Annotated in this window: 8 protein-coding genes and 1 pseudogene; 8 read left to right on the top strand and 1 reads right to left on the bottom strand. The window is 72.4% G+C overall.

The genetic code is table 11. The features are described from left to right. Nucleotides 1-620, top strand: a pseudogene (locus I5G_RS24305) (IMP dehydrogenase); the annotation flags it as partial. Here the strand turns inward: I5G_RS24305 and I5G_RS02095 are convergent. Beyond that, nucleotides 618-1,892, bottom strand: a complete 1,275-nt coding sequence (locus tag I5G_RS02095; RefSeq protein WP_022877575.1) for an ROK family protein — start codon at nt 1,890-1,892, stop codon at nt 618-620. The pseudogene I5G_RS24305 and the gene I5G_RS02095 overlap by 3 nt on opposite strands. A 110-nt stretch (nt 1,893-2,002) precedes the next feature. Between I5G_RS02095 and I5G_RS02090 the strand changes: the two genes are divergently transcribed. The 7 genes from I5G_RS02090 to I5G_RS20090 all read left to right on the top strand — a co-directional run bounded on the left by I5G_RS02090 (nt 2,003) and on the right by I5G_RS20090 (nt 8,918). Further along, on the top strand, nt 2,003-3,049 hold the full coding sequence (locus tag I5G_RS02090; RefSeq protein ID WP_022877574.1) for a Gfo/Idh/MocA family protein: 1,047 nt from the start codon (nt 2,003-2,005) through the stop codon (nt 3,047-3,049). Beyond that, the gene (locus I5G_RS02085) at nt 3,046-3,786 is read left to right on the top strand and encodes a hypothetical protein (protein ID WP_022877573.1); all 741 of its coding nucleotides are present in this window, start codon (nt 3,046-3,048) and stop codon (nt 3,784-3,786) included. The genes I5G_RS02090 and I5G_RS02085 overlap by 4 nt, the downstream gene beginning before the upstream one ends. Nucleotides 3,787-3,891: 105 nt before the next feature. Continuing rightward, nucleotides 3,892-4,908 carry a VOC family protein gene (locus tag I5G_RS02080; protein WP_022877572.1) on the top strand — a complete coding sequence of 339 codons (1,017 nt, stop codon included), beginning with the start codon at nt 3,892-3,894 and terminating at the stop codon, nt 4,906-4,908. A 34-nt stretch (nt 4,909-4,942) separates the two neighbouring features. Then, nucleotides 4,943-5,902, top strand: a complete 960-nt coding sequence (locus I5G_RS02075; RefSeq protein WP_022877571.1) for a fumarylacetoacetate hydrolase family protein — start codon at nt 4,943-4,945, stop codon at nt 5,900-5,902. Then, nucleotides 5,899-6,891, top strand: a complete 993-nt coding sequence (locus tag I5G_RS02070; protein WP_022877570.1) for a cyclase family protein — start codon at nt 5,899-5,901, stop codon at nt 6,889-6,891. Before I5G_RS02075 ends, I5G_RS02070 begins: the two co-directional genes overlap by 4 nt. 36 nt (nt 6,892-6,927) lie before the next feature. Then, nucleotides 6,928-8,061: an FAD-dependent monooxygenase gene (locus tag I5G_RS02065; protein ID WP_022877569.1), complete on the top strand. Its 1,134-nt coding sequence runs from the start codon at nt 6,928-6,930 to the stop codon at nt 8,059-8,061. After that, on the top strand, nt 8,058-8,918 hold the full coding sequence (locus I5G_RS20090; protein ID WP_022877568.1) for an amidohydrolase family protein: 861 nt from the start codon (nt 8,058-8,060) through the stop codon (nt 8,916-8,918). Before I5G_RS02065 ends, I5G_RS20090 begins: the two co-directional genes overlap by 4 nt. Nucleotides 8,919-8,952: the final 34 nt, after the last annotated feature.

Genomic DNA, 8,952 nt, shown 5'->3' with positions numbered 1-8,952 from the left:
GGGCGGGGATCGTGGTGGCCGATCAGCGCGAGGACGGCACGATCCCGCTCGACGGCTATAGGGGCGTCGTCCCGGCCCCGCGCCTGGCCACCGCGCTCCCGGACGCCACGCTCGGGGACATCGCCCGCGCCGACGCCCCGCCGGTCGAGGTCGAGCGGATCGGCGACCCCCACGAGGTGTTCGAACTCGTCGGCTCGGCGGACATCGTCCCCGTCGTCGACGGCGACCGCATCGTCGGGACGCTCTCCGCGCGCAGCGCTCTGCGCGACTCGGTGTACCGCCCGGCCGTCGACGCCGACGGTCGGCTCATCGTCGCGGCCGCCGTGGGGATCAACGGCGACGTGGCAGGGAAGGCGCGCGCGCTCGCCGCGGCCGGTGTCGACGTGCTCGTGGTCGACACCGCGCACGGCCACCAGGAGCAGATGCTGCGGGCGCTGCGCGAGGTCGCGGCGCTCGATCTCGGCATCCCGATCGCCGCCGGCAACATCGTCACCGCGGACGGCGTGCGCGACCTCACGGACGCGGGCGCCTCGATCCTGAAGGTCGGCGTCGGCCCCGGCGCGATGTGTACCACGCGCATGATGACCGCCGTCGGGCGCCCGCAGTTCTCCGCCGTCTTACGCGGGGAGCGCCTCGCCGCGGATCGCGGCGAGCGTCGGACGGCCTTCCGCGAACCACCGGGGGAACACCGCCTCGAACAACTGCTCGCGGGCGAGATCGACGCCGCCGCGGAGTGGTTCCCGCGCGTCGTTGACGCTCGTCACGATCGCCAGATCGCGCGTGGCGAGCGGCAGGGAGAGTTCGTACACGCGGTGGCGCACCTCGGCGAGGAACAGCTCGCCGGCCGCTGCGACGGCCCCGCCGATGACGATGACGCTCGGGTTGAACATGTTCACGAGGGCGGCGACCGCCTCGCCGATCTGGCGTGCGGAGGCCTGGATGAGCGAGATCGCCAGCGCGTCGCCCCGTTCGGCGGCCTTCGAGATGTCCTCCGGAGCGAGCTCGGCGCCGGAGGCGATGATGTCGGCGAGGGCGCCCGCGCCTCCCGCCGCGACGGCGTCCTTCGCATCGCGCACCAGCGCCCAGCCGCCGGCCACGGCTTCGAGGCATCCGATCTTCCCGCACCGACATTGCTGCTGCGCGCCCGGGACCCGCACGTGCCCCATGTCGCCCGCCGCGCCGTTCGCGCCGCGGTGCAGGCGCCCGTGCGACACGAGGCCCGCACCGATGCCGGTGCCGACCTTGCAGTAGATGAGGTCGGGGTTGTCCTCCCGCCGACGTGCGCGCTCGCCGGCGGCCAGGATGTTGACGTCGTTGTCGACCCAGACCGGAGCCGAGTAGCGCTCCTCGAAGCGGGAGCGGACGTCGAAGTTGTTCCACCCGGGCATGATCGGCGGTGCCACCGGGCGGCCCGTCTCGAAGTCGACCGGTCCGGGGACGCCCACGACGACGGCCCAGACCGCGGGGTTGCCGTCGGCCACGAGCAGGTCATCGACCATCGCCGTCGCGACCGAGAGCGTCTCGTCGGGGCCCTTCGCGATGTCCCACACGCGGTGCGCCTCCACGCGGATCTCGCCGTCGAGATCGGTGACCCCCACGTGGATGTGCAGGCCGCCGAGGGCGCACACGACGATGCGTCCGCGCTCGGAGCGGAAGCGGAGGGTGCGCGGGGCGCGGCCGCCGGAGGAGGGGGCGAACTCGGCGTCCTCGAGGAAACCCATCTCGACCGCGCGGTCGACCCGCTGCGTCACGACGCCGCGACCGAGTCCCGTGACGCGGCCGATCTCGGGACGCGTCACCGCCTCGCCGAGGCGCACCATGTTCACGATCCGCAGCAGGCTGGTGACCTCGTCGGTCTGAGCGCCGAAGCGAAGAGTGGAGACGTTGGCCATGCTCGATCTTCACACAGAGGACCCCGCTCCTTCCTGGTTTCACGTCATCTATGGTTCATTAGTCTCGAACTTCAGCACCATTCGGGCTGAAGTGGCCGCGAAGGAGCGACATGACCTGGGGTGTGGGCATCATCGGGGCGGGTCCCGGGGTGGCGGCGCTGCACGCCCCGACGCTCGCGCGGACCGCGGGCGACTTCCAACTCGTGCACGTGAGCGACGGCGGCAGCGGGCGGGCCGCGGCGATCGCCGAGCGCTTCGGGGCGCGCTCCTCGAGCGGCGTCGACGCGCTGCTGGCCGACCCGGAGGTCGAGGTCGTCGCCGTGTGCAGTCCGCCCGAGCAGCACGCCGCGCACGTGCGCGCGAGCCTCGCGGCCGGACGCCGGGCCATCTTCTGCGAGAAGCCGCTCGCCACGACGCTCGAGGACGCCGAGCAGATCGTCGCTGCGTGCGCCGACGCCGGCGCGCTGCTCGTGGTGGGTACGAACCACCTGTTCGATCCCGCCTGGTCGCGCGCGACGCACCACCTCCACGCCACGCGCGACCGTGTCCGGTCGGTGTCGGTGACGCTCTCGCTCGCACCGAACGGCAGGTACCACGAGCTGGTCACGGGGGCGCCCCTCCCCGCGCCGCCGGGACCCGCCCGTCCGCCGATCGACCCGGACGACCGCGAGCTGAGCGCGCGCATCGTGCGGCAGCTGGTCGTGGGGCTCGCCGTGCACGACCTGCCGCTCGTCCGCGACCTCGTCCCGGATGCCACCGAGGTCGTGTGGGCGCGACCCGTCGCCCCGATCGGGTTCGATCTCGCCCTCCGCTCGCCCGACGCGGTCGTGCGTTTCACCGCCGTCATGGGTCCCGAGGGCGCGGACTCGCTGTGGCGGGTCAACGTCGCAACCGACGGCGCGCGTGTCGACGTCGAGTTCCCCCCGCCGTTCGTCCACGCCGGCAGCGCCCGGACGACGGTCCGCGACGGACGCGGCATCCAGACGGTGTATCCGATCGACCGGCGCGACGGTTACGACGCCGAATGGCGCGCGCTCGCCGCGCTGCTGCGCGGGGAGACGGCGATGGAGTACGACGAACTCCGCGCGGATGCCGCGTTCGTCATCGCGGTCGCCGACGGCGCCGCCGCCGCGGTGCGGGACGGGGTGCTCGCATGAGCGCGCTGCCGGTGTGGACCGACCTCGCCGCCTACCGGGCCGCGGTCGCCGAACTCGCGCCCCTCGTCCGTCTGGCGGATGCCGACCAGACCGGCGTCCTGCGGGTCGTCGACGGTCGCGGGGCGTGGTGGGACCGCCTGGAACGGCTGACCGACGCCCTCGGGGTGGTGGTCGACGAGCCGCATCCCGCCCCCGCGTCCGCGCACGAGCGGCTCCGCGCGCTCGATGCCCCGGTGGTCGTCGCCCGTCGTCGGCTGCGCGCCGACGTCGTGGCATCCCTCGTGCCGACGCCCGCGGCGCACGTCGTCGTCGACGCGTGGGGAGCCGCGTCCGAGGCGGCGGTGCTGCTGCGCGACGCCGTCGGCTGGGGACGCGTGCTCGCCGGCGGTCCGCTGGACGTCGTCGCCCACGACGCGACCCCGACCGCCGACCTCCTGGCTCTCGTGCGCGGGGCGGTGGGGGTGAGTGTCACGCGCGCCTCGGGCGGATCGGGCGTCGGCGACGCGCTGACGGCGGTCGCGCTCGGTCCCCGGCGCCTGGAGGTTCGGATCGACTCCGCGGCCGCGACGATCCACGTCGAGACGGACGGTGTCGAGGGTCGGAGCATCGCCGCGCCGAAGCGCGAGGCGGCCGAGCGCGTCGCCTTGCGGCGGCTGCGGGATGCCGTGGACACCGGTGCTCGTGGGAGCGATCTCGCCGAGCTGGCTCACGACGACGGCATCCTCGAGCGGGGATAAGCCACGTCGATACTCGGCATCCACAGGATCGGCTTCCCTGATACCGACTTCGGTCGGATAGTGGAAGAAGAGTCGGAACGGCCCGATTCACCGAAAGGATCGAAGATGATCAAGCTTCTCTCGCACCTGTCCTTCGTTGCGATCACGACGCCCGATGTCGATGCCTCGGTGGACTTCTACGTCAACCAGGTGGGTCTGACCGAAGTCGCGCGCGAGGACGACCGTGTCTACCTGCGCTGCTGGGGCGACTACTACTCGTACTCCGTCGTCGTCGTCCGCGGCGACGAGCCCGCCCTCGAGACCATGGCCTGGCGCACGTCGTCGGCCGAGGCGCTCGAGGAGGCCGCGAAGCGCGTCGAGGCGACCGGCATCCAGGGGGAGTGGTTCGACGGCCGTGGCATCGGCCGCGCTTATCGCTTCACCGGCCCGTTCGGCCACAACATGACGCTGCACTGGGACGTCGAGCGCCACCGCGCCGAGCCCCACACCGCGTCGGTCTTCCCGGACCGTCCCGAGAAGCGCAGCTCGGTCGCCGGTGCTCCGCGCCAGCTCGACCACGTCACCGTCGCGACCTCGGACGTCGACGCGTTCGTCAAGTGGTACGTCGACACGCTCGGCTTCCGCTTCATGGCCCGCACGGTCCTGGATGAGGCGCCCATCTCGGTGTTCTCGGTGCTGACCACGAACGAGAAGTCGCACGACCTCGGCGTCGTCCTCGACGGCTCGACCCGCGCCGGTCGCGTCAACCACTACGCCTTCTGGGTCGACACGCGCGAAGAGCTGCTCATCGCCGCCGACACCCTCATGGAGAACGGCATCCCGATCGAGTACGGCCCCAACATCCACGGCATCGGCGAGCAGACGTTCCTCTACTACCGCGAGCCCTCGACGCTGCGCATCGAGCTGAACACCGGCGGCTACCGCAACTACGTCCCCGATTGGGAGGCGAACACCTGGAAGCCCTCGCTCGGCTCGAACAACATGTACCGCAACGGTGCCATGCCGATGTCGATGACCGAGTCCTTCCCGCCCGCCGACGGCCCCAGCGCCACGGAAGAGGGCGTGCCCGACGAGATCAAGGACGCGCTGCTCAACCCCTACGCGATCCAGGGCCGAGGCTGAACGACGATCCCGGTCGGGGAGAGTGAGCACCACCATGACCACCGCACCTTTCGCCCTCGCGCGTTTCCGGGACGGGGATGCCGTGCACGTCGGCCTCGTCGTCGGCGACCGCATCCGCGCGCTCGCCGACGACGAGCTCGGCGGTGGCCTGAACGCGTTCCTCGCCGACCCCGACTGGGATCGCCTCGAAGCTCTCGCCCTTGACGCGGGAGAGGTGCCGGGGGAGTGGCGTCCGCTCTCGGACGTCACCCTGACAGCCCCCGTCGAGCCCCGGCAGGTGCTGCAGACCGGCGCCAACTACCGCCAGCACGTCATCGAGCTGGTCGCGGCGGGCCTGACGCAGAACACCGACCGTACGCCGGAGCAGGCCCGCGCCTTCGCGGCCGACATGATGGACGAGCGCGCCCGCAGCGGTGAGCCGTACTTCTTCATCGGACTCCCCGCGTGCGTCGTCGGGGACGACGTGCCGCTCGTGCTGCCTGCTTACAGCGAGGTGCACGACTGGGAGCTCGAGCTCGCCGTCGTGATCGGGCGCGAGGCGTTCCGCGTCTCGCGCGAGGAGGCGCTCGACCACGTCGCCGGGTACACGATCGTCAACGACATCACCACGCGCGACCTCGTGTTCCGCAAGGACATGAAGGAGATCGGCACCGACTGGTACCGGGCGAAGAACGCGCCCGGGTTCCTCCCGACCGGACCCCTCCTCGTGCCCGCGCGGTTCGTCGACCCCGCGGACACCCCGGTGCGTCTCGAACTCAACGGACAGGTCATGCAGGATGCCAACACCTCCGATCTGCTCTTCGACGTGCCGGCGCTGATCTCGGCGGCATCCCAGACCCACCCGCTGCTCCCCGGCGACCTGCTGCTCACCGGCAGCCCCGCGGGCAACGGTCAGCACTGGAAGAGGTTCCTGCGCGACGGCGACGTCATGACGGGGACCATCGGCGCGCTCGGCACGCAGGTCGTGCGGTGCGTGGCGGAGGGCGCGGCGTGAGCGCGCCGTCGGAGAACCCCGTCGACCTCGACCGGCAGAACCCCGAGGCCGAGATCGCTGCGCGGGCCGAGGCCTACCGGAATTGGGGGCGGTGGGGCGAGGACGACGTGCTCGGCACGCTCAACTTCATCGACGCCGCGAAGCGTCGCGAGGCCGCCGCGCTCGTGCGGGACGGGCGCTCGATCTCGCTCTCGCAGCGCTTCGACACCGACGGGCCGCAGAAGGGGTGGCGGCGCCGCACCAACCCGGTCCACACGATGACCGACACGGGAACGGATGCCGAGCGCGGCAACCAGGGCTTCCCGCACGGCATCGGCGGCGCCGACGACGTCATCGCGATGCCCCTGCAGTGCTCGACCCAGTGGGACGGCCTCGGCCACATCTTCGACCACGGATTCGCGTGGAACGGGCGCCGTGCGGGCGACGTCGTCACGAGCGACGGCGACCTCGTCACCGGTATCGAGCACGCCGCCGACGTGATCGTGTCGCGCGGCGTGCTCCTCGACGTCGGCCGGCACCTCGCACCCGAGACCGGCGAACTCGCCGACGGCTACGCCATCACCGCCGCCGACCTCGACGCGTGCGCGGCCGCCGAGGGCGTGACCGTCGGACGCGGCGACATCGTGCTGGTCCGCACCGGGCAGTTCGCGCGCGTGCGCCGCGACGGCTGGGGCGACTACGCCGGCGGCCCCGCGCCGGGACTGTCGCTCACGACGGCCGGGTGGTTGCACCGCACCGAGATCGCCGCGATCGCCACCGACACGTGGGGCTTCGAGGTGCGGCCGAACGAGTTCGACGTGCCGGCCTTCCAGCCGCTGCACCAGGTCGTGATCCCCAACCTCGGTCTCACGATCGGCGAGATGTGGAACCTCGAGGCGCTCGCCGAGGCGTGCGCGTCCGCGGGACGTTGGGAGTTCCTCCTCTCGGCGCCGCCGCTCCCGATCACCGGCGCCGTCGGGTCGCCGGTGAATCCCGTCGCTCTGCTGTGATCCTGATCCCCCGTTCCAGAACAGAGAGGTTCTGACATGACCGCCGTCCAACGAGTCGCCATCGCCGGTGCCGGCGTCGCCGGCCTGGCATCCGCCATCTTCCTCGCGAGGGCCGGGGTCGAGGTCGACCTCTACGACGCCCAGCCCGCCCTCCCGACGCGCGGCTCGGGCATCACGCTGCAGGGCAACGCGCTGCGCGTCTTCGACGAGCTCGGGGTGTGGGGCGAGGTGGCCGCCGCGGGCAAGGCGTTCGAGGGACTCAACCTCCGCGCCCCCGGTCCCGGCGCGCCCGTCGTCGCCGCCCTTCCCGACCTCAAGACCGGCGGGCCCGACTACCCCTCGACGATGGGCATGTCGCGCCCCGATCTCGCCCGCATCCTCCTCGCGGCGGCCGAGGCGCACGGCGCCCGCGTGCATTTCGGTCGGCGGATCACCGGGCTCTCGCAGACCGACGACGGCGTCACCGTCGAGGTCGACGGCGAGTCCGTGGGCACGTTCGACCTGCTCGTCGGCGCCGACGGCCTGCACTCCGCGGTGCGCGAGCTGATCGGCATCCACGTCTCTCCCGAGCAGACGGGCATGGGCATCTGGCGGACCTTCGTGTCGCTGCCGCCCGACGTCGACCGCAGCGAGCTGTACTACGGCGGACCGATGTACATCGCGGGGTACACGCCCACCGGCGACGACACGATGTACGCGTTCCTCGTCGAGGCCGCGCAGGACCGCTCGCACGTGTCGCCCGAGGAGGCGCGGCGCATCATGGTCGAGCAGTCGCGTGCCTACGACGGTCCGTGGAACCACATCCGCGCCGACATCGAGGCGGGGGCGGATGCCAACTACACCTGGTTCACGCGACACCTCGTCGAGGCGCCGTGGAACCGCGGCCGCGTCGTCGTGATCGGCGACGCCGCGCACAGCTGCCCGCCGACGATCGCGCAGGGCGCCGCGCAGGGACTCGAGGACGCGGCGGTGCTCACCGAACTGCTCATCGGACGGGATGCCGTGGACGAGGCGCTGTGGGACGCGTTCCACGAGCGTCGCGTCGCGCGGGCGAAGGCCATCGTCGACGCGTCGGTCCAGCTCGGCCAGTGGCAGCTCGACGGCGTCCGCGACGCCGACATGGGCGGACTCATGTTCGGCGTCGCGCAGCTGACGGCGGCCCGCGCATGAGCGCCGTCGCGGGGCACGGCGTCACGGACGTCCACGCCCACCTGCTCATGCCCGCACTGCACGCCGAGGTGGAGCGGCGGGTGCCCGACGAGGTGCAGGCCGCGGCCGACCTCGAGCTGCGTCGCAATGGCCTGGCGAGCCTGCAGGCCTCGGGGCGCATGATCGGCGAGCGGTTCCCGCGCCTCACCTCCGTCGAGGCGCGCCTGGCCGCGATGGACGCCCAGGGCGTGGACCGGCAGTGGGTCAGCCCGTCGCCGAACCACTTCTACCCGTGGGCGAACGAGGGTCTCGCGACCTGGACGACCGGCGAGGCCAACCGCCTCATCGCCGAGCACGTCGCGGCGGCGCCCGATCGTCTCGTCGGTCTCGGCACCGTGCCGCTGCAGCACCCGCACCTCGTCGTCGACGCCCTCGACGACGCGGTGCTCGGGCGCGGGCTCGCGGGCGTCGAGATCTCGTCGTTCGCGGGCGACGTCGAGCTCAGCGACGACCGGCTCGAGCCGTTCTGGGCGCGCGCCGCGGAGCTGCGGGCCGTGGTGTTCCTGCACCCCTTCGGCTGCTCGCTCGACGAGCGCCTCGACCGGTTCTACCTCTCCAACACGGTCGGCCAGCCCACGGAGAACGCCGTCGCGCTCTCGCACCTCATCTTCGCGGGCGTGCTCGACCGGCATCCGGGGCTCCGGCTCGTCGCGGCGCACGGCGGCGGATACCTGCCCACCGCGATCGGCCGGTCCGACCGCGCGTGGAAGGTGGGGGTGGGGTCGGTCGTGATGAAGAACTGGGAGCCGTTCGTGCCCTCGGGCTGGCCGGTGATCGCGTTGCGGCGGAGGCCCGCGTTGGCCATGGCCAGCTTGTAGGGGGCCGAGAAGTCGAGCTCGGGGTGGATCTCGT

This window comes from Microbacterium sp. B19, from assembly GCF_000333395.1.
In the GTDB taxonomy this organism is placed as follows: Bacteria; Actinomycetota; Actinomycetes; order Actinomycetales; family Microbacteriaceae; genus Microbacterium.
Note: the sequence above shows the minus strand (reverse complement) of the source record. Positions and strands in the feature narration are given on the sequence as shown.

What these genes read in the sequence shown, in the direction of transcription:
- I5G_RS20090 (WP_022877568.1), top strand. Translation starts at nt 8,058, where the DNA reads ATGAGCGCCGTCGCGGGGCACGGCGTCACGGACGTCCACGCCCACCTG.
- I5G_RS02080 (WP_022877572.1), top strand. Translation starts at nt 3,892, where the DNA reads ATGATCAAGCTTCTCTCGCACCTGTCCTTCGTTGCGATCACGACGCCC.
- I5G_RS02095 (WP_022877575.1), bottom strand. Translation starts at nt 1,892, where the DNA reads ATGGCCAACGTCTCCACTCTTCGCTTCGGCGCTCAGACCGACGAGGTC.
- I5G_RS02065 (WP_022877569.1), top strand. Translation starts at nt 6,928, where the DNA reads ATGACCGCCGTCCAACGAGTCGCCATCGCCGGTGCCGGCGTCGCCGGC.
- I5G_RS02075 (WP_022877571.1), top strand. Translation starts at nt 4,943, where the DNA reads ATGACCACCGCACCTTTCGCCCTCGCGCGTTTCCGGGACGGGGATGCC.
- I5G_RS02085 (WP_022877573.1), top strand. Translation starts at nt 3,046, where the DNA reads ATGAGCGCGCTGCCGGTGTGGACCGACCTCGCCGCCTACCGGGCCGCG.
- I5G_RS02090 (WP_022877574.1), top strand. Translation starts at nt 2,003, where the DNA reads ATGACCTGGGGTGTGGGCATCATCGGGGCGGGTCCCGGGGTGGCGGCG.